9 protein-coding genes and 9 pseudogenes are annotated in these 20,734 nt (G+C 40.1%); 7 read left to right on the top strand and 11 right to left on the bottom strand.

The genetic code is table 11. The annotated features are described in order from the left end of the window. Window positions 1-266 precede the first annotated feature (266 nt). The 3 genes and pseudogenes from tacF (at window position 267) to QMQ21_RS15235 (ending at window position 3,377) form a co-directional block, all read left to right on the top strand. Window positions 267-1,754 carry a type IV teichoic acid flippase TacF gene (gene tacF / locus QMQ21_RS15245; RefSeq protein WP_023936527.1) on the top strand — a complete coding sequence of 496 codons (1,488 nt, stop codon included), beginning with the start codon at window positions 267-269 and terminating at the stop codon, window positions 1,752-1,754. A gap of 9 nt (window positions 1,755-1,763) precedes the next feature. Then, window positions 1,764-2,567 (top strand): LicD family protein, encoded by an 804-nt coding sequence (locus QMQ21_RS15240; protein WP_023936529.1) that lies wholly within the window; start codon window positions 1,764-1,766, stop codon window positions 2,565-2,567. 1 nt (window position 2,568) lies between these two features. Beyond that, a pseudogene (locus QMQ21_RS15235) lies at window positions 2,569-3,377 on the top strand (LicD family protein). Window positions 3,378-3,648: 271 nt separating this feature from the next. Here QMQ21_RS15235 and carB read toward each other — a convergent pair. From carB to QMQ21_RS15205, 6 genes and pseudogenes are all read right to left on the bottom strand, one after another. Beyond that, window positions 3,649-6,824 (bottom strand): annotated as a pseudogene (gene carB, locus QMQ21_RS15230) (carbamoyl-phosphate synthase large subunit). Between the two features lie 447 nt (window positions 6,825-7,271). Continuing rightward, window positions 7,272-8,351 carry a carbamoyl phosphate synthase small subunit gene (locus QMQ21_RS15225; RefSeq protein WP_000166853.1) on the bottom strand — a complete coding sequence of 360 codons (1,080 nt, stop codon included), beginning with the start codon at window positions 8,349-8,351 and terminating at the stop codon, window positions 7,272-7,274. Window positions 8,352-8,400: 49 nt separating this feature from the next. Next, window positions 8,401-9,322: pseudogene (locus QMQ21_RS15220) on the bottom strand (aspartate carbamoyltransferase catalytic subunit). Window positions 9,323-9,340: 18 nt separating this feature from the next. Further along, a pseudogene (gene pyrR / locus QMQ21_RS15215) lies at window positions 9,341-9,860 on the bottom strand (bifunctional pyr operon transcriptional regulator/uracil phosphoribosyltransferase PyrR). Between the two features lie 210 nt (window positions 9,861-10,070). After that, window positions 10,071-10,700 carry an endonuclease III gene (nth, locus tag QMQ21_RS15210; RefSeq protein ID WP_000244443.1) on the bottom strand — a complete coding sequence of 210 codons (630 nt, stop codon included), beginning with the start codon at window positions 10,698-10,700 and terminating at the stop codon, window positions 10,071-10,073. After that, window positions 10,700-11,242 carry a YceD family protein gene (locus tag QMQ21_RS15205; protein WP_023936535.1) on the bottom strand — a complete coding sequence of 181 codons (543 nt, stop codon included), beginning with the start codon at window positions 11,240-11,242 and terminating at the stop codon, window positions 10,700-10,702. The genes nth and QMQ21_RS15205 overlap by 1 nt, the downstream gene beginning before the upstream one ends. Before the next feature lie 622 nt (window positions 11,243-11,864). Here QMQ21_RS15205 and QMQ21_RS15200 point away from each other — a divergent pair. Next, window positions 11,865-13,393: pseudogene (locus QMQ21_RS15200) on the top strand (ATP-binding cassette domain-containing protein). Between the two features lie 147 nt (window positions 13,394-13,540). On the opposite strand, the gene htpX reads toward QMQ21_RS15200, so the two are convergent. Both htpX and QMQ21_RS15190 read right to left on the bottom strand, forming a co-directional pair. After that, on the bottom strand, window positions 13,541-14,440 hold the full coding sequence (gene htpX / locus QMQ21_RS15195; protein WP_023934415.1) for a zinc metalloprotease HtpX: 900 nt from the start codon (window positions 14,438-14,440) through the stop codon (window positions 13,541-13,543). A 1-nt stretch (window position 14,441) separates the two neighbouring features. Then, window positions 14,442-15,002 carry a LemA family protein gene (locus QMQ21_RS15190; RefSeq protein WP_023936539.1) on the bottom strand — a complete coding sequence of 187 codons (561 nt, stop codon included), beginning with the start codon at window positions 15,000-15,002 and terminating at the stop codon, window positions 14,442-14,444. Between the two features lie 93 nt (window positions 15,003-15,095). Here QMQ21_RS15190 and rsmG point away from each other — a divergent pair. Further along, window positions 15,096-15,808, top strand: a pseudogene (gene rsmG / locus QMQ21_RS15185) (16S rRNA (guanine(527)-N(7))-methyltransferase RsmG). Window positions 15,809-16,110: 302 nt separating this feature from the next. Next, window positions 16,111-17,394, top strand: coding sequence for a uracil-xanthine permease family protein (locus QMQ21_RS15180; protein ID WP_031233631.1), 1,284 nt, complete (start codon window positions 16,111-16,113; stop codon window positions 17,392-17,394). 417 nt (window positions 17,395-17,811) lie between these two features. Here QMQ21_RS15180 and QMQ21_RS15175 read toward each other — a convergent pair. Further along, window positions 17,812-18,596 (bottom strand): annotated as a pseudogene (locus QMQ21_RS15175) (IS630 family transposase). A 41-nt stretch (window positions 18,597-18,637) separates the two neighbouring features. Beyond that, window positions 18,638-18,777: pseudogene (locus QMQ21_RS15170) on the bottom strand (IS630 transposase-related protein); the annotation flags it as partial. 130 nt (window positions 18,778-18,907) lie between these two features. Between QMQ21_RS15170 and QMQ21_RS15165 the strand changes: the two are divergent. After that, window positions 18,908-19,706, top strand: a pseudogene (locus QMQ21_RS15165) (IS5 family transposase); the annotation flags it as partial. A gap of 145 nt (window positions 19,707-19,851) precedes the next feature. On the opposite strand, the gene aguB reads toward QMQ21_RS15165, so the two are convergent. After that, window positions 19,852-20,727, bottom strand: a complete 876-nt coding sequence (aguB, locus tag QMQ21_RS15160; protein ID WP_023937523.1) for an N-carbamoylputrescine amidase — start codon at window positions 20,725-20,727, stop codon at window positions 19,852-19,854. Between the last annotated feature and the right edge of the window lie 7 nt (window positions 20,728-20,734).

Raw genomic sequence — 20,734 nt, 5'->3', positions numbered from 1 at the left:
AAGAAATACTGGTCCTCCCCTTCTAGAATAGGAGAATTATGCAGTTCTATTATTCAAAGAAACTAGTCCATTTCTAGTAATGACTAGGAATTCTGTAGCAATTACTAATAAATGGCTGCGAAATTTTAGAGTCCTTCAGAATAATATACTTTCCTTAAAGAAAACTTAAAACTTAAGATTTGAAACTTCAAAGTGATTACTTGACTTACTGCCCTTCATTTCTTATTAGCTAACTTTATGATATAATGAAAAACGAGGTAAATTGAATGAAAAGTATAAAATTAAATGCTCTATCTTACATGGGAATTCGTGTCTTGAATATTATTTTTCCCATCCTAACTGGAACCTATGTCGCGCGTGTCTTGGACCGAACTGACTATGGTTACTTCAACTCAGTCGACACTATTTTGTCATTTTTCTTGCCCTTTGCAACTTATGGTGTCTATAACTACGGTTTAAGGGCTATCAGTAATGTCAAGGATAACAAAAAAGATCTTAACAGAGCCTTTTCTAGTCTTTTTTATTTGTGCATCGCTTGTACGATTTTGACCACTGCTGTCTATATCCTAGCCTATCCTCTCTTCTTTACTGATAATCCAATCGTCAAAAAGGTCTACCTTGTTATGGGGATTCAACTCATTGCCCAGATTTTTTCAATCGAATGGGTCAATGAAGCTCTGGAAAATTACAGTTTTCTCTTTTACAAAACTGCCTTCATCCGTATCCTGATGCTGGTCTCTATTTTCTTATTTGTTAAAAATGAACACGATATTGTTGTCTATACACTTGTGATGAGTTTATCGACGCTGATTAACTACCTGATTAGTTATTTTTGGATTAAAAGAGACATCAAACTTGTTAAGATTCACCTAAGTGATTTTAAACCACTCTTTCTCCCTCTGACAGCCATGTTAGTCTTTGCCAATGCCAATATGCTCTTCACTTTTTTAGATCGCCTCTTCCTCGTTAAAACAGGGATTGATGTCAACGTTAGTTACTATACCATAGCTCAGCGAATTGTGACCGTTATAGCTGGGGTTGTAACAGGAGCTATCGGAGTGAGTGTGCCTCGTCTTAGTTACTATCTAGGAAAAGGCGATAAGGAAGCCTATGTTTCTCTGGTTAATAGAGGTAGTCGAATCTTTAACTTCTTTATCATTCCACTGAGCTTTGGACTCATGGTTTTAGGACCAAATGCCATCCTACTTTACGGTAGTGAAAAATATATCGGAGGTGGCATCTTGACCTCTCTCTTCGCTTTTCGTACGATTATCCTGGCCTTAGATACCATTCTTGGTTCCCAAATTCTCTTTACCAATGGCTATGAAAAACGTATCACAGTCTATACAGTCTTTGCTGGGCTACTCAATTTGGGCTTAAATAGTCTCCTCTTTTTCAACCATATCGTGGCTCCTGAATACTACTTACTGACAACTATGTTATCAGAGGCCTCTCTACTTGTTTTCTATATCATTTTCATCCATAGAAAACAACTTATTCACTTGGGACATATCTTTAGCTATACTGTTCGATACTCTCTCTTTTCACTTTCTTTCGTAGGAATTTATTTCCTGATCAATTTCTTGTATCCTGTGGATATGGTCATTAATTTGCCATTTTTGATGAATACTGGTTTGATTGTCTTGCTATCAGCTATCTCTTATATTGGTCTACTTGTCTTCACAAAAGATAGCATTTTCTATGAATTTTTAAACCATGTCCTAGCCTTAAAAAATAAATTCAAAAGATCATAGGAGTTTAAAATGAAACAACTAACCATTGAAGATGCCAAACAAATTGAATTAGAAATTTTGGATTATATTGATACTCTCTGTAAAAAGCACAATATCAACTATATTATTAACTACGGTACTCTGATTGGGGCGGTTCGACATCAAGGCTTTATTCCTTGGGACGACGATATTGATCTGTCCATGCCTAGAGAAGACTACCAACGATTTATTAACATTTTTCAAAAGGAAAAAAGCAAGTATAAGCTCCTTTCCTTAGAAACTGATAAGAACTACTTTAACAACTTTATCAAGATAACCGACAGTACGACTAAAATTATTGATACTCGAAATACAAAAACCTATGAGTCTGGTATCTTTATCGATATTTTCCCTATAGATCGCTTTGATGATCCTAAGGTCATTGATACTTGTTATAAACTGGAAAGCTTCAAACTGCTGTCTTTCAGTAAACATAAAAATATTGTCTATAAGGATAGCCTTTTAAAAGATTGGATACGAACAGCCTTTTGGTTGCTCCTTCGACCGATTTCTCCTCGTTATTTCGCACATAAAATCGAGAAAGAAATTCAAAAATATAGTCGTGAAAATGGTCAGTATATGGCTTTTATCCCTTCTAAATTTAAGGAAAAGGAAGTCTTCCCAAGTGGTACCTTCGATAAAATAATTGATTTACCCTTTGAAAATTTAAGCCTTCCAGCACCTGAAAAATTTGATACTATTTTGACACAATTTTATGGAGATTATATGACCCTACCACCAGCAGAAAAACGCTTCTACAGTCATGAATTTCACGCTTATAAATTGGAGGATTAGGATGCAATATTTAGAAAAAAAGAAATTAAAGAAATTCAACTAGCTCTGCTAGACTATATTGATGAGACTTGTAAGAAACATGATATTCCTTATTTTCTCAGTTATGGAACCATGCTTGGAGCCATCCGCCACAAAGGTATGATTCCTTGGGATGATGATATTGATATTTCCCTTTATCGTGAGGATTATGAGCGTTTACTGAAGATTATTGAAGAAGAAAATCACCCTCGCTACAAGGTTCTTTCCTACGATACATCTTCTTGGTACTTCCATAATTTCGCATCGATTTTGGACACTTCTACTGTTATAGAAGACCATGTTAAGTACAAGCGTCATGATACCAGCCTTTTCATCGATGTCTTCCCAATTGATCGATTTACAGACTTGAGCATTGTCGACAAGAGCTATAAGTATGTGGCTCTTCGTCAACTAGCTTATATCAAAAAATCACGAGCAGTTCACGGTGATAGCAAATTAAAAGATTTTCTTAGATTATGTAGCTGGTATGCCCTCCGAGTGGTCAATCCCCGTTACTTTTACAAGAAAATTGATCAGCTAGTCAAAAATGCTACAACCAACTCTCCTCAATATGAAGGAGGAATTGGGATCGGTAAGGAAGGGATGAAAGAAATCTTCCCAGTTGATACCTTTAAAGAACTGATTTTGACTGAGTTTGAAGGTCGTATGTTGCCTGTGCCAAAAAAATATGACCAATTTTTAACCCAGATGTATGGGGATTATATGACACCACCATCAAAAGAAATGCAAGAATGGTATAGTCATAGCATTAAAGCTTATCGTAAAAACTGATTGAGGGCGACCATACAAACTACTAAGATAGAGGTTATTCAAAAACATAATTTTAGTAGAAAATGAAGTAAATATTCCTACAATAAAACGCATAATATCAAGGTTTTCAACACCTGATATTATGCGTTTTATAATTTTAAAGACTTTTTTCTATAGTAGATTGAAATAAGATACGAACAAATCAATTAGAAAATTCAAATTAATTTCTAGAAATATTTTAGTATTCCTGTGTACTGTTCTAAATTCAGTCTGCTATATCTTATTTTTCTATTTAAATCGCTTCTGTAACAAAGCTACGACTTTCAAGTACCTTAAGCATGGCATTAGCTGTATCTAGCGCTGTGAAGAGGGGCACCCCGTGTTCAATGGCTGAACGGCGGATTTGCTCACCATCTTCGTCAGCAGTTCGTTTTGTTCCAACTGTGTTAATGATAGCTTGAATTCTTCCTTTACGAACAAAGTTTGGAATATCCTTATCGTCATCACCAATCTTACCAACAGGCTGAGCATGTAATCCATGACTGGCAAAGAAGGCTGCTGTCCCTTCTGTCGCGAGGATTCCATAGCCAATATTTTGAAAACGACGAGCCAAGTCCAAGGCTTCTTCTTTGGCATCATCAGCGATGGTAAATACAACATTTCCAAAGGTTGGCAAGTGGAGGTAAGAAGCTTCAAAAGCTTTATAGAGAGCTTTTTCCAAAGTAGTATCAGAACCCATAACTTCCCCTGTTGACTTCATTTCAGGACCAAGTAAGCTGTCTACCTTAGCTAGTTTGGTAAAGGAGAAGACAGGTGCCTTGATATGAACGCGAGTGCTTTCAGGGTAAAGTCCATCTTGGTAGCCAAGTTCTTCAAGGTTTTGACCAAGAATGAGCTTGGTCGCTACTTGAGCCATAGGAATATTAGTTACCTTAGAAAGGAATGGAACGGTACGGCTGGCACGTGGATTGACCTCAATAACGTAGACTTTTTCATCCTTGATAACAAACTGAATGTTCATCATTCCAAGACAGTTGAGGCCGATTGCTAGGCGTTTGGTGTAGTCTGCGATGGTTTCCTGCACCTTTTGAGACAAGGTTTGCGGAGGGTAAACAGCCATTGAGTCACCTGAGTGGACACCAGCACGTTCGATATGCTCCATGATACCTGGGATAAGGACATTTTCACCATCTGAGATGGCATCAACTTCGCACTCCTGACCAACGATATAAGAATCGACAAGAACTGGGTGGTCTGGACTAGCCTTAACCGCTGTACGCATGTAAGAACGAAGATCTTCTTCATTTTCTACGATTTCCATGGCGCGTCCACCAAGTACATAAGATGGGCGAACAAGGACTGGGAAACCAATCTTACGTGCTGCAAGAACTGCTTCTTCTTCATTGGTAGCCGTTTGTCCTGGTGGCTGTGGAATGTCCAATTCTTTGAGAGCTTGCTCGAAGAGGTCACGGTCTTCAGCACGGTCTAGGTCAGCGACCTGTGTACCAAGGATGGTCACACCTGCTTTTGCCAATGGCTCCGCAAGGTTGATAGCTGTTTGACCACCGAACTGAACGATAACCCCTTTTGGTTGCTCCAAGTCGATGACATTCATAACATCTTCGAATGTCAATGGCTCAAAGTAAAGCTTGTCTGATACCGAGAAGTCTGTTGAAACAGTCTCTGGATTTGAGTTCATGATGATAGCTTCATAACCAGCTGCCTGGATAGCCTTAACTGAGTGAACCGTTGCATAGTCAAATTCGACCCTTGACCGATACGGATTGGACCTGAACCTAGGACAAGTACAGATTCTTTATCAGATCTGATAGACTCATTTTCCCATCCATAGGTTGAATAGAAATATGGTGTTTCAGAATCAAACTCCGCAGCACAGGTATCGACCATCTTATAAACTGGAACAATCTTGTTTTCCAAGCGAAGTTGACGAAGTTGATCAGCAGTTGTTTTCCAAAGTTCCGCAATCTTACGGTCTGAGAAGCCATTAAGTTTAGCTGTTTTCAAGACTTCTAGATCTTGTGGATGAGCACCCAATTCCTGCTCAATTTCAAAGATATGTAGGAGTTTATCCAGATAAAAAATATCGATTTTTGTAAGCTCTGCAATTTCTTCAGGTGTGTAGCCACGACGAATTGCTTCTGATACGTAGAAGAGACGGTCATCTTGGGCTTTGACAACCTTTTCAATCAAGGCATCATCAGAAACTGCTGCAAGTTCAGGTATTTCATTGTGGTGCACCCCAATTTCAAGGGAGCGGCAGGCCTTGAGAAGAGATTCCTCGATATTACGACCGATTGCCATGACTTCTCCAGTCGCCTTCATTTGTGTACCGAGACGGCGTTCACCCTTTTCAAACTTGTCAAATGGGAAACGAGGAATCTTGGCAACCACGTAGTCAAGGGCTGGTTCAAACATGGCATAGGTTGAACCTGTAACTGGGTTGATGACCTCATCCAAGGTCAAACCTACTGCAATCTTAGCAGCCAATTTTGCAATCGGATACCCTGTCGCCTTAGATGCTAGGGCTGAAGAACGCGACACACGAGGGTTTACTTCGATGACATAATACTTGAAACTGTGTGGATCAAGGGCCAGCTGAACGTTACATCCCCCTTCAATCTTAAGGGCACGAATGATGCTCAAGCTCGCGTCACGTAGCATTTGGTTTTCATAGTCTGCCATGGTTTGCGCAGGAGCAAATACAATGGAATCTCCTGTGTGAATTCCGACTGGGTCAAAGTTTTCCATGTTACAAACAACCAAAGCATTGTCAGCTGAGTCACGCATCACTTCGTATTCGATTTCCTTGAAACCTGCAATCGAACGCTCAATCAAACATTGGGTCACAGGTGATAATTTCAAACCATTTTCAGCGATTTCACGCAATTCTTCCTCGTTGGCACACATACCACCACCAGTACCACCAAGGGTAAAGGCTGGACGAACGATAACTGGGTAACCAATTGTCGCTGCAAAGGCAACAGCTTCTTCGACTGTGTTGACAATTTCAGATTCTGGAATTGGTTGGTTGAGCTCTTCCATCAATTGTTTAAAGAGGTCACGGTCCTCCGCTTGATCAATGGCAGATAGTTTAGTACCCAGAAGTTCAACACCAAGCTCATCTAGGATACCATTTTTAGACAATTCCATGGCCATATTAAGCCCTGTTTGACCACCGAGTGTTGGTAGCAAGGCATCTGGACGCTCCTTACGAAGAATACGTGTCACAAACTCAAGTGTAATCGGTTCAATATAAACCTTGTCCGCAATCTCCTTGTCCGTCATGATGGTTGCAGGGTTTGAATTAACCAAAACCACCTCATAACCTTCCTCTTTCAAAGACAAGCAAGCCTGGGTCCCAGCGTAGTCAAACTCAGCAGCCTGACCAATAATAATCGGACCAGAACCAATCACCATAATTTTTTGAATATCAGTACGTTTAGGCATAGTTTATGATACAAAGCCCGTAAAGAACACAGTGAAAATAGGAAACTCGGTACAGACGCCTTCAGCGTCAAGACGATGTTTATCTTTTTCACACAGTTCTTAGGGTATGTTCACTTTCGCGAACAATGTATCTTCTCCTTTCTATTCGTCGCCTCACTGAGCGACATTAAATAAATTCTCCGACGATTTTTTAGCGAAACGATATTTTTCGGTAAAAAATCTAGTGCAGGGAGTTTTTAGTTCGCCTGATAGCGACTAAAAGAAACGACCTGCCTTTCTATTCGGCAACTCTCAGATTTCCATTAAATAAGATACAAAGGACGAATAGAAAGCGATTGAATTTTAGGAAACCAAGGAAGGATTGACAATCCAAGTTGGTTTCTCTAAATTCCGAGCTTTCCGTCCGTGTTCAGTTACATAAATTCTCCGACGAGCTTTTACTCATTCTTAGTTTGATTGTTTAAAAGCTTCCATCATCTCGATAAACTCGTCAAATAGGTAGCTAGCGTCGTGTGGACCAGGGGCTGCATCTGGATGGTATTGAACAGAGAAAGCAGGTTGGTATCTGTGACGCACACCTTCAACTGACTTGTCATTGATTTCTTCATGGGTGATAATCAAATGCTCTGGCAAATCCTCACGGCTAACTGCATAACCATGGTTTTGACTTGTAAAATCCACACGTCCTGTAGCAATTTCGCGTACCGCATGGTTGAATCCACGGTGTCCAAATTTCATCTTGTAAGTCTTAGCCCCGTTTGCCATTGCAAAGAGTTGATGCCCCATACAAATACCAAAAATTGGAATTTTTCCTTGTACACCACGAATCATATCCAGTGCTTGGGGAACATCTTCTGGATTTCCCGGTCCATTTGACAACATAACTCCGTCAGGGTTGAGATGGAGAATTTCTTCAGCCGTTGTTGAATAAGGAACGACTGTCACGTTACAGTTGCGCTTAGAGAGTTCACGTAAGATTGAGTGCTTGAGACCAAAGTCCACTAGCACTACGCTCAAACCAACTCCTGGAGCTGGATACGAAGTTTTAGTAGAAACCTGCTTGATATTGTCTGTCGGCAAGACTGTTGCTTGGAGCTGGTCCGTCACATGGTCCATACTGTCCCCAACATGGGTCAAGGTTGCACGCATCGTACCATGCTTACGGATAATCTTGGTAAGAGCACGTGTATCAATCCCTGAAATACCCGGAATTTTCTTGGCTTTCAAAAATTCATCCAAGGTCATTTGGTTGCGCCAGTTACTAGCTCTACGTGCTTCTTCGAAAACAACAACTCCCTTACAAGTTGGAATAATGGATTCGTAATCATCACGGTTAATTCCATAATTTCCCACTAAAGGATAAGTAAAGGTCAAGATTTGTCCATTATAAGACTGGTCTGTAATGGATTCTTGGTAGCCGGTCATGCCTGTATTAAAGACAATTTCACCAGTTACATCAATATCTGCTCCGAAGGCCTTGCCTTCAAAAACTGTACCATCTTCTAATACTAGAAGTCTTTTTGTCATATTTTCACCTCTCGTGGACGCTCACTGGCGTCTTTTAACGTCTTGTGTTTTAGTTGGCGTTTCTACTCGCCAGTACGGATTCTAAGATTGCCATTCGAACAAAGACACCATTGGTCATTTGTTGGACAATCCGTGATTTTGGTGCTTCAACCAAGTGGTCTGCGATTTCTACATCACGGTTGACTGGAGCTGGGTGCATGAGGATTGCTGTTTCTTTCAAACGGTCATAACGTTCTTGAGTCAAGCCATGTTGGGCATGGTAGTCTTCTTTTGAAAAGACTGCTCCGCTATCATGGCGTTCATGTTGCACACGGAGAAACATCATGACATCCACCTGATCAATGATTTCATCAATGGTTACAAACTGTCCATAGTCTGCAAACTCTTGACTTCTCCATTCCTCAGGTCCAGCAAAATAAAGTTCAGCTCCCAAGCGTTTCAAAATCTGCATATTGGATTTGGCAACGCGTGAATGGTCCAAGTCACCTGCAATCGCAACCTTGAGACCCTCAAAGTGGCCAAATTCCTCATAAATAGTCATCAAATCAAGCAAGCTCTGGCTAGGATGTTGTCCCGAACCATCTCCACCATTGATGATGGAAGTCGTAATCGTGGGACTAGCAATTAACTCTGTAGTAGTCAACCTCAGGGTGGCGAATCACACAGACATCCACTCCTAAAGCAGACAGAGTCAAAATGGTATCATAAAGTGTCTCACCCTTATTGACTGAACTAGTCTTCACATCAAAGTCAAGTCGTTCCAGCCCCAGTTTAATCTCTGCCACTTCAAAGGACTTATGCGTCCGTGTAGAATCCTCAAAGAAAAGATTGGAAACAATCGGGTGGTTTTCATAAGGAAGCTGAGCTCCGTTTTTAAACTCAATCCCTCGTTTGATCAATTTCATGACTTGATCGACAGTGAGGTCTTCCATGGACACCACATGGTTCAATGCTTGTTGATTTTCTGACATGGCCACTCCTTTAGCTTTCTAAGCTTCTTCAGTAATCAGAACTCTGTCTTGGCCATCAAGTTCTGCCATCTCTACGATGATTTCTTCAGAACGACTGGTTGGGATATTCTTCCCAACGTAATCTGGACGGATTGGCAATTCTCTATGTCCACGATCGACTAGAACTGCTAAACTTACGCGCGCAGGACGACCATGACCTACAATATTATCAATAGCAGCACGGATGGTACGACCTGTATAAAGCACATCGTCCACCAAGATAACTTCGCGGTCTGTCACATCGACAGAAACCAAAGAAGTATCTTCTCCACTTTTAACATCATCACGGAAGGGTTTAGTATCCAATTCCAATAGGAACTGAAAGGTTTTCTAGTTGCTCCAAACGTTCTTGGATACGATGGGCGATAAAGACACCGCGAGTTTTAATACCAGCCAAGACGATTTTATTCAAATCTTTGTTGCGTTCAATAATCTCATAAGTAATACGCGTAATCGCTCGTTTGACGGTCAATTCGTCTACAACTTCTTTTGTCTTCATGACAAACCTCCAAAAAGAAAAGTCTCCTTAAACAAGGAGACTTGAAATGTATAGCTAAGCAAGCCCTACTGCACACAGTATAGACTTCACCCTTCTACTTTATCGCGCTCCTTGCCTGCCTCACGGGACAAGTTTAAAGGAATATTTAGTTATCAATTACTATAGCACAAAGTAAGCTTAAAATCAAGCAAAAACTTTCGATTTTCCATCTTACAAATTGCTAAAATCATATAACTGTGGGTACTGGTCACACTCTGGATTTTTAGGATGACAAATGGCTCTTCCAAAATAAATCATGGCCTGATGAGCTGCTAACCACTGCTCAGGCGGCAAGATATCCATGACCCGCTTTTCCACCTCAAGTGGTGTCGCTGATTTTTTGACGATATCGTGGTGTTTGCAAATACGCTCCACATGAGTATCCACTGCAAAGGCTGGAATCCCAAATCCTACACTCATAACAACATTGGCTGTCTTGCGACCAACACCTGCCAAACTCTCCAATTCCTCACGTGTTTGAGGGACTTGACCATCAAAATCGTCTAGTAACTGTTGGGCACATTTTTTAAGGAATTTAGCCTTATTTCGATACAGTCCCAGTCGAGAAATGTGTGAAGCAATCTCACTCTCTGTTGCAACAGACATGGCTTGTGGCGTTGGAAAGGCAGCAAAGAGGCCTGGCGTAGCCTTATTTACCGCTGCATCCGTCGTCTGGGCTGACAACATGACCGCAACCAAGAGTTCAAAATGATTAGTGAAATCAAGACTGGGCTTGGCATCTGGAAAAAGAGCAATGATTTCTTCTAGCACCTTTCGTGCTCGTTTTTTTGACAAAACCATTATTCGTCTCCATCAAATAGTCCTTGTAAACCAGCAAAAGGACTGTTTTCTTCTTTCTTAACTGCTTGTTGAGCTTGGTATTCTTCTTCTGTCATGATTTGCCAGTCATTTCCTGAAACAAATCCTTGGCCAGCTTCTTCTTCAGCCGTCAAGACCTTGATAGGAATGTTTAGTAGGATATTGTCTGACACGCTCTCAGCAAGGTCAAGTTCTCCATTTTCGATAGGCAGGACCAAGTCATCGTCTAAAACTTCCTGATCTAGTTGGTTAGTTGCACCTTCCATGAAAACTTCCGTTACTGGATAAGATTCAACTAACTCAACTGGCTCCATACTACGACTTGAAGCAAGAACAATGGTATAAGATAGTTGATAATCTAAGAAATACATACGGTTTTCGTACTGTACTTTCCCAACTGCAAGGATATTTTTTACATCTAAAATTTCTTGATTACGTGCACGCAGGTCTGCGACTAGGTCTAACGTTTGTTCAAAATGCAAGCCTTCAGACTGCTTGCGTATCTCTTGAATATTTAATTTCATACTTCCTCCATAAAGATTTACTCTCTTGATTATACCATGAAAAGCCTACAAATCAACCCACCAAACTTTGTAATTAACATTCAAGTTTTTAATATGTCCACTATGATATTTTGTTTTTTAGTGCTATACTACATCAGAGCAAGGAGGATGCCCCTATGGAAGACAAAGAACTCGGTACTAATGCTTATCACTCGTATTTTAGAGCTTGGAATTTCCAGTTTTCTGTTGACAAAATTTCCTTAAAAGTATAGTATAAATACCAATACTCGGAGGTAAGGGAGACATGAACAACTAAGCCTATCAAATAAAAAACCTTTATTTAGTAGATCTTGTTTTTGTCTCTTTTTGTGTACTCTTTTATGCTCTTTTTCTGGCATTTTATACTCAATGAAAATCAAAGAGCAAACTAGGAAGCTAGCCGTAGGTTGCTCAAAACACTGTTTTGAGGTTGTAGATAAGACTGACGAAGTCAGTCACATATATACGGTAAGGCGACGCTGACGTGGTTTGAAGAGATTTTCGAAGAGTATTAATAGAGTTTTTTTGACATAGACTTTGGGCTCTACTAGGTAAAGTAGAGCTTTTTGTTATGTAGTATCAACATTCTAGAAAGGGCAATCATATGATAAAAATCAATCACCTGACCATCACACAAAACAAAGATTTACGAGACCTTGTCTCTGACCTCAGCATGACCATCCAAGACAGGGAAAAGGTCGCTATTATTGGTGAAGAAGGAAATGGCAAATCCACCTTACTTAAAATTTTAATGGGGGAAACTTTGCCTGATTTCACTATCGGGGGAGACATTCAATCTGATTATCAATCAACAGCCTACATTCCTCAAAAACTTCCTGAGGACCTGAAAAATAGAACTCTACACGACTACTTCTTTTTAGATACTATTGATTTAGATTACAGTGTCCTCTATCGTTTAGCTGAGGAATTGCATTTTGATAGCAATCGTTTCGCAAGCGACCAAGAGATTGGTAGTCTATCAGGGGGTGAAGCTTTGAAAATTCAGCTCATCCATGAGTTAGCCAAACCTTTTGAGATTCTATTTTTAGATGAACCTTCAAATGACTTGGATCTTGAGACGGTTGATTGGCTAAAAGGTCAAATGCGTAAGATTCGGCAAACCGTTATTTTCATTTCCCATGATGAGGACTTTCTTTCTGAAACGGCAGACACTATTGTTCACTTGCGACTGGTCAAGCACCGTAAAGAAGCAGAAACACTAGTAGAGCATTTAGACTATGATAGTTATAGTGAGCAGAGAAAGGCTAATTTTGCCAGACAAACCCAGCAAGCAGCCAACGATCAAAGAGCCTACGATAAAACCATGGAAAAACATCAACGAGTTAAACAAAATGTAGAAACTGCTCTTCGAGCTACCAAAGACAGTACTGCTTAGGTCGCCTATTGGCTAAAAAGATGAAAACTGTCCTCTCACAAGAAAAACGCTACGAAAAGGCAGCTCAGTCCATGACTCAAAAGCCACTTGAAGAGGAACAAATCCAACTTTTCTTTTCAGACATCCAACCATTACCAGCTTCTAAAGTCTTAGTCCAACTGGAAAAAGAAAATTTGTCCATTGACGACCGAGTTTTGGTTCAAAAACTACAACTAACTGTCCGTGGCCAAGAAAAAATCGGTATTATCGGGCCAAATGGTGTTGGGAAATCAACTCTGTTAGCCAAGTTACAGAGACTTCTGAATGATAAAAGAGAGATTTCACTTGGTTTTATGCCACAAGATTACCACAAAAAACTGCAATTGGATTTATCCCCAATAGCCTATCTCAGTAAAACTGGGGAAAAAGAGGAACTACAGAAAATCCAATCTCACCTAGCTAGTCTCAATTTCAGTTATCCAGAAATGCAGCATCAAATTCGCTCCTTATCTGGCGGACAACAGGGAAAACTCCTGCTTTTGGATTTAGTCCTGCGCAAACCAAACTTTCTCCTGCTGGATGAACCCACACGAAACTTTTCTCCAACTTCTCAACCCGAAATTAGAAAACTCTTTGCCACTTATCCTGGTGGTCTCATCACTGTTTCGCATGACCGTTGTTTCTTAAAAGAGATCTGTTCAATCATCTATCGCTTAACAGAACACGGTTTGGAGCTAGTTAATTTTCAAGATTTATAAATTTTCAACATCGCAAATATGTGGGGCAAAAACACAATTTTAGGAGAAAAAGAAGTAAATCTTCCCATAATAAAACGCATAATATCAAGTTTTCACACCTGATATTATGCGTTTTTCAGATTTTAAAGACTTTTTCCAGCCTTCATTTTACATATGTTTTAAACGTTCAATCCGTTCTGAGATAGGTGGGTGGGTATAAAAGAGTTTTTTGAACCCTCCCCCTTTCTTAGGATCATTGATATAAAGTGCACTGCTAGCATCATCGACGTGGCGACTCATAGGTTTGCTATTGTCCAACTTATCTAGGGCATTAATCATTCCCTGGGGATTGCGAGTCAGCTCGACACTAGATGCATCTGCCAGAAATTCCCTCTGACGAGAAATAGCGAGCTGAACCAAGGTTGCAGCGAGAGGTGCCAGTACAATAGCTAGTAGGGAAACCACTAGCATAATGATTTCAAGACCATTTCCATCTCGGTCATCATCACTTCGTCTGCGACCTGCTCCACCCCACCACATCATACGACCTGCCATACCAGAAAGCATGGTGATAGCACTAGCAAGGGCAACTGCAATAGTCGAAATACGGATATCATAATTACGAATATGACTGACTTCATGTCCCATAACAGCTTCTAGTTCTTCACGATTCATGATAGCTAGTAGACCTGAAGTCGCAGCAACCGCCGCATTTTGAGGGTTAGAACCTGTCGCAAAGGCATTTAAGGCTGGATCATCAATGATGAAAACACGGGGCATAGGAATCTGAGCGACCATAGCCATATCTTCCACTACGTGGTAGAAATCTGGTGCCGTTTGTTCATCAATCTCACGCGCCCCGTTCATGGACATGACAATCTCTGTTGATTGAAAAATCATGGACAAGGCATAGATAAAGCCGATAATCAGTGCGATAACCAAACCACCAATCCCAGACCGCATAAAGAGGTAACCAACCGCATAACCAACAAGAGCTAAGAGTAGGAAAAATACCAGCAACAAAATCCACGTTTTTCGTTTATTGCTTGCAATTTGATCAAACAACATCTTAGTCACCTAAACCGCTAAAATCAACTTTAGGAACTACCTTTTCCTCTTCTGGTGTTTGAAGGAAATCTGCTTCTTTAAATCCAAACATTCCAGCGATAATATTGCTTGGGAAAGTTTCTAATTTTACATTGTAGTTGCTGACAACACTGTTATAAAGTTGACGAGAGTAAGAAATTTTATTTTCTGTGTTTGTCAACTCCTCTTGCAATTTAACAAAGTTGGCACTAGCTTTCAAATCTGGATAGCTTTCTGCAACTGCAAAAATACCTGAAACCTGACGAGTGAGGGCATCACTAGCTTTCATAGCTTCTGCTGGTGAAGTCGCTGCTGCCACTTGGTTACGTAGTTCTGCTACCTTTTCAAGGGTAGAACCTTCATATTTAGCATAACCTTTTACAGTTTCAATCAAGTTTGGCAAGAGGTCATTTCGACGTTTCAACTGAACATCAATCTGGCTCCAAGCCTCCTTTGTTTGCATACGATTTTTAACCAAACCGTTATAGCTAACAATCACAAAAATAACAATAAGAGCTAAAACTCCAAGAATAATCCAAGTCATGATATAAGTCCTTTCTGCTTTTAGATTAGTACCAGTATATCAAATTTTTAATGATTGTGGTAAAATAAGATGATACTAAAGAAGGAAATAACTATGAAACCAGAAACATTTTACAACTTGCTTGCCGAGCAAAATCTTCCACTTTCGGACCAGCAAAAAAAACAATTTGATCGTTATTTTGAACTCTTGGTTGAGTGGAATGAAAAGATTAATTTAACAGCTATTACGGACAAGGAAGAAGTTTATCTCAAACATTTTTACGATTCGATTGCACCCATTCTTCAAGGCTTGATTCCCAATGAAACTATCAAATTGCTTGATATTGGAGCTGGGGCAGGATTTCCTAGTCTGCCGATGAAAATCCTCTATCCTCAGTTAGATGTGACCATCATTGATTCGCTCAATAAACGTATCAACTTCCTGCAACTTTTGGCTCAAGAATTGGATTTGAACGGAGTTCATTTCTACCACGGACGTGCCGAAGATTTTGCCCAAGACAAGAACTTCCGTGCTCAATATGATTTTGTAACAGCTCGTGCGGTTGCCCGCATGCAGGTTTTATCTGAATTGACAATTCCTTACCTTAAAGTTGGCGGAAAACTATTGGCACTCAAGGCCAGCAATGCCCCTGAGGAATTATTAGAAGCTAAGAATGCCCTCAACCTCCTCTTCAGTAAAGTCGAAGACAATCTCAGCTACGCCCTACCAAATGGAGATCCGCGTTATATGACAGTTGTAGAAAAGAAAAAGAAACGCCAAATAAATATCCACGTAAGGCTGGTATGCCAAATAAACGCCCACTTTAATCTTTTTAGTAAAAAAATATTTACAAAATCAACCTCGCTCTTTTATTTTTAGGCTCGGGAAAAAATGATTTACAAAATCAACCTCGCTCTCTTATTTTTAGGCTCGGGAAAAAATGATTTACAAAATCATTTTTTTCTGCTATACTATCCTAAGCAAAGGTTTTTAATGTCATCCCGTGAGGTGACGAAGACACAGAAATACTTGAAACTCTTTAAAGTTTAGATTTTAGAGAAGTCTTACTCTGAGGGCCTATTGCTGTAAAATAATGGGCTCTTTTTTGATGCCCAAAAGTGAGGTTTATATGAAACAAGAATCAACTGTTGATTTGTTACTAGACGTTGACCAACGTCCTTCGGCTGGAAAAGGAATTCTCCTTAGCTTCCAACACGTTTTCGCCATGTTTGGTGCGACCATCTTGGTACCCTTGATTTTGGGAATGCCTGTATCTGTTGCCCTTTTTGCTTCAGGTGTTGGAACACTCATCTACATGATTGCTACTGGTTTTAAAGTTCCAGTTTATCTAGGTTCTTCATTCGCCTTTATCACAGCTATGTCACTAGCTATGAAGGAAATGGGAGGAGATATATCTGCTGCTCAAACTGGAGTTATCTTGACTGGTTTGGTCTATGTCCTTGTTGCTACCAGCATCCGATTTGTAGGAACAAAATGGATTGATAGACTCTTGCCACCAATCATCATCGGACCTATGATTATCGTTATCGGTCTTGGACTTGCAGGTTCAGCTGTTACCAACGCTGGTCTTGTAGCTGATGGAAACTGGAAAAATGCTCTTGTAGCAGTTGTTACTTTCTTGATTGCTGCCTTTATCAATACAAAGGGAAAAGGATTCCTACGAATCATTCCATTTCTCTTTGCCATTATCGGTGGTTACCTCTTCGCACTAACTCTTGGCTTGGTTGACTTTACACCAGTTCTTAAAGCTAACTGGTTTGAAATTCCTGGTTTCTACTTGCCATTTAACACAGGTGGTGCCTTTAAAGAATACAATCTTTACTTTGGTCCAGAAGCCATCGCTATCTTGCCAATCGCTATCGTAACAATTTCTGAACATATCGGAGACCATACTGTTTTGGGTCAAATCTGTGGCCGTCAATTCTTAAAAGAACCAGGTCTTCACCGTACTCTTCTTGGTGACGGTATCGCAACTTCTGTTTCTGCCTTCCTTGGTGGACCAGCCAATACAACTTACGGAGAAAATACAGGGGTTATCGGTATGACTCGTATCGCTTCTGTCTCAGTTATCCGTAACGCTGCCTTCATCGCGATTGCCCTCAGCTTCCTTGGTAAATTCACTGCCTTGATTTCAACTATTCCAAACGCTGTACTTGGTGGTATGTCAATCCTTCTCTATGGGGTTATCGCCAGCAATGGTTTGAAAGTCTTGATTAAAGAACGTGTTGATTTCGCTCAAATGCGAAACCTCATCATCGCAAGTGCTATGTTGGTTCTTGGACTTGGAGGAGCTGTCCTTAAACTTGGTCCAGTTACACTTTCAGGTACTGCTCTTTCAGCCATGACAGGAATCATCTTGAACTTGATCTTGCCATACGAAAATAAAGACTAATACTCTTCGAAAATCTCTTCAAACTACGTCAACGTCGCCTTGCCGTAGATATATGTAACTGACTTCGTCAGTCTTATCTACAACCTCAAAGCAGTGCTTTGAACAACCTGCGGCTAGTTTCCTAGTTTCCTAGTTTGCTCTTTGATTTTCATTGAGTATAAGAGTCTAAACATATCAAAAAACAAGCATTTCCAATTACGGAAGTGCTTATTTTTTTGATACTTAAAAGTAAGTGTATCCCCCTAACGCTGTCTAATATGTCTCCCCTATATGCATACGCTTCCACTCAGAGAACTCTACCTTGAACAGTTCAGGGGCTTTTTTAGCATTGTTATAAACTATAATATAGTAACCTTCCTTATTCCAAAACTTTCCTAAAATCTCAGCGTCTTCCAGCTCTGCTTCATAATCTAATACTCATCTGCTTTCAAAAAGCATTCTATTCCATCTCCGATTAACGATGGACTTTATCACCTCCTTCTCCAGTCCTTGTATAACATCTTGAAGTTGATTCATGATATCTTCCAATATGGGCATCAACAGCTCCATAACAATAGCGAAATTCTCGTATATGGTGACTATGGACATGTGGACCTACTCCCATTGAAGCCCAACAAGATCCCAGTTTACTGATTCTACCGAAACCAGACTCATCTTGGTACATCAAGCGAACCTTACGAAAATGCCTACTGGTTTTAAAGCGCTTTCTTGTCTTCTTGAATTGAGATTTTATTTTTAGACGCGACAATGGTTTGAGAGTCTGCTTTCTTGGGATGTTCTGGACGTGGCCTAATATTTCGCCAACCATGGCGCTTCAAGAGTTGATAGAAGGCATCACGTGTGTAGGAAGGATCTAACTCCTTTGTATAAGCCTGAAATAAGGCATCAATTGTAACAAATTCTCCTGCCTCTGCAGCCTTCAAATGACGGGCAAGAAAGGCTTTCTCTTCCTCAATTGTCATATATGCATGGTTACGACAACCACGTGTTTCTTGAAGGAGAGAATCGCGTCCGAACTCCTCATATTTTTTTACAGTTGGCCAAATCGTTGTTTGATTACAGCCTAAAAGCTCTATAATCTCTTTATAAGATTTACCCATCAGACGAAATAGAACGATTTGAAGGCGTTTATGATATTTAGCTGTACTAGAGTCTTTTAAAAGTGTTTTGATAGCTTGGATTTCTTCTTTAGTTGATTTCATATTACTACTATATAATGCTTTTTTATTTTAGTTTAGTATGAGTGTCCTTGTTCACGTCTTTCTTTTCCCACATGAAGAGAGTTCTGACGCCAACATCAAAAACCTTGGCTGCCTCGACATGGCTGTGCCCCTCTTTGATGTAATCTAATTCTCGATGTTTAAAATCTGTACTATATGCCATAGCTTTATTATAACATGCTTGTTTGAAACTAAGAAAATATCAAAACTCCATAATTGTTTTTCTAAAATACAGCTTTCAAATATCCTTAAATATAATAGACTTCCTGTGAAACAAAAATATGATACAATAAAATTATGAAGCAAGTAAACAACTAACTGATACACGATTTAAGCTCCTTGTTGCTGTTCAGCGCACGACTTTTGAAGAGATGTGAGCTGTATTGAAAACAGCTTATCAAGGTAAACACGCAAAAGGGGGACGAAAACCTAAACTAAGCTTAGAAGACCTTCTTATGGCGACTTCAATATGTGCGAGAATATCGAACTTATGAAGAAATTGCGGCTGATTTTGGTATTCACGAAAGCAACTTAACCCATCGGAGTCAATGGGTTGAAGTAACTCTTGTTCAAAGTGGTTTTACGATTTCAAGAACTCCTCTCAGTTCTGAGGACACGGTAATGATTGATGCGACGGAAGTAAAAATCCATCGCCCTAAAAAACAATTAGCGAATGATTCTGGTAAAAAGAAATGCCACGCTATGAAGGCTCAAGCGATTGTCACAAGTCAAGGGAGAATTGTTTCTTTGGAGATCACTGTGAACTATTGTCATGATATGAAGTTGTTCAAAATGAGTCGCAGAAATATCGGACAAGCTGGTAAAATCTTGTCTGACAGTGGTTATCAAGGAATCATGAAGCTATATCCTCAAGCACAAACTCCACGTAAATCCAGCAAACTCAAGCCGCTAACAGCTGAAGAGAAAGCCTGTAACCATGCGCTATCTAAGGAGAGAAGCAAGGTTGAGAACATCTTTGCCAAAGTAAAAACGTTTAAAATGTTTTCAACAACCTATCGAAATCATCGTAAACGCTTCAGATTACGAATGAATTTGATTGTTGGTATTATCAATCATGAACTAGGATTCTAGTTTTGCAGGAAGTCTAGTATAAAATACGGACTAATCAAGATAAAAGAATAGTGAATCATAAAAATCGATTTACTAGATACCATAGTATCTTATAGTTGCTAATAAGAAGTTAGTCTAGCAGAATGAACCTCTCATTTCTCCCCTACTAGTCCGTAATTCGTTGATACATTTCTGGTCTTCTATCTCGAAACAAGCCCCAGTTTAGGCGTTCACTTGCTCCCTTGTCTAGGTCATAAGTAGCTAACAGAACAGCTTCTTCTTGTCTTTCAGCTCGTTCTAGAATAGCTCCTGTTTCATCCGTCATAAAGGAGGAACCGTAGAAGTCAAGACTGGAACTCTGTCCGCCATTTTCCTCACTAGGCGTGACCTCTTCCAATCCATAACGATTGGCTGAGATGACTGGAACAATATTTGCTGCTGCGTGTCCTTGCATGGTACGTTGCCAATGACCACAACTATCCGTATCTAAAATTGGCTCTGAACCAATGGCTGTAGGATAAAAGAGCAATTCAGCACCATTTAACGCAAGACAGCGGGCTGTTTCAGGGAACCATTGATCCCAACAGATACCGATCCCGATCTTGGCATAGAGAGTATCCCAGACCTTGAAACCTGTGTTGCCAGGTGTGAAATAAAATTTTTCTTGATAATAATGGTCATCTGGTATGTGGGTCTTTCGATAAACACCCAGCACCTCACCATCTGCATCAATGACGGCAATAGAGTTATACAAGACATTACCATCTTTTTCATAGAAACTGATTGGTAAAACGACCTTTAGCTCCTTGGCAATGGTTTTAAAATGCTGAATAGCTGTATTGTCTGTCACCGACTGGGCATGCTGGTAGTAGTCATACTGACGTTCCTGACAGAAATAGGGACGTTCAAACAACTCGGGCAAGAGAATAATTTGTGCGCCTTGTTCTGCAGCCTGACGTACTAAACGCTCTGCGGTTTGAATATTTGTTGCCACATCCTTGGCGCATTGCATCTGAATGGCTGCAACTCTTACATTTCTCATCTTTTTC

The sequence above is a fragment of the Streptococcus bouchesdurhonensis genome (genome assembly GCF_948472335.1).
Note: the sequence above shows the minus strand (reverse complement) of the source record. Positions and strands in the feature narration are given on the sequence as shown.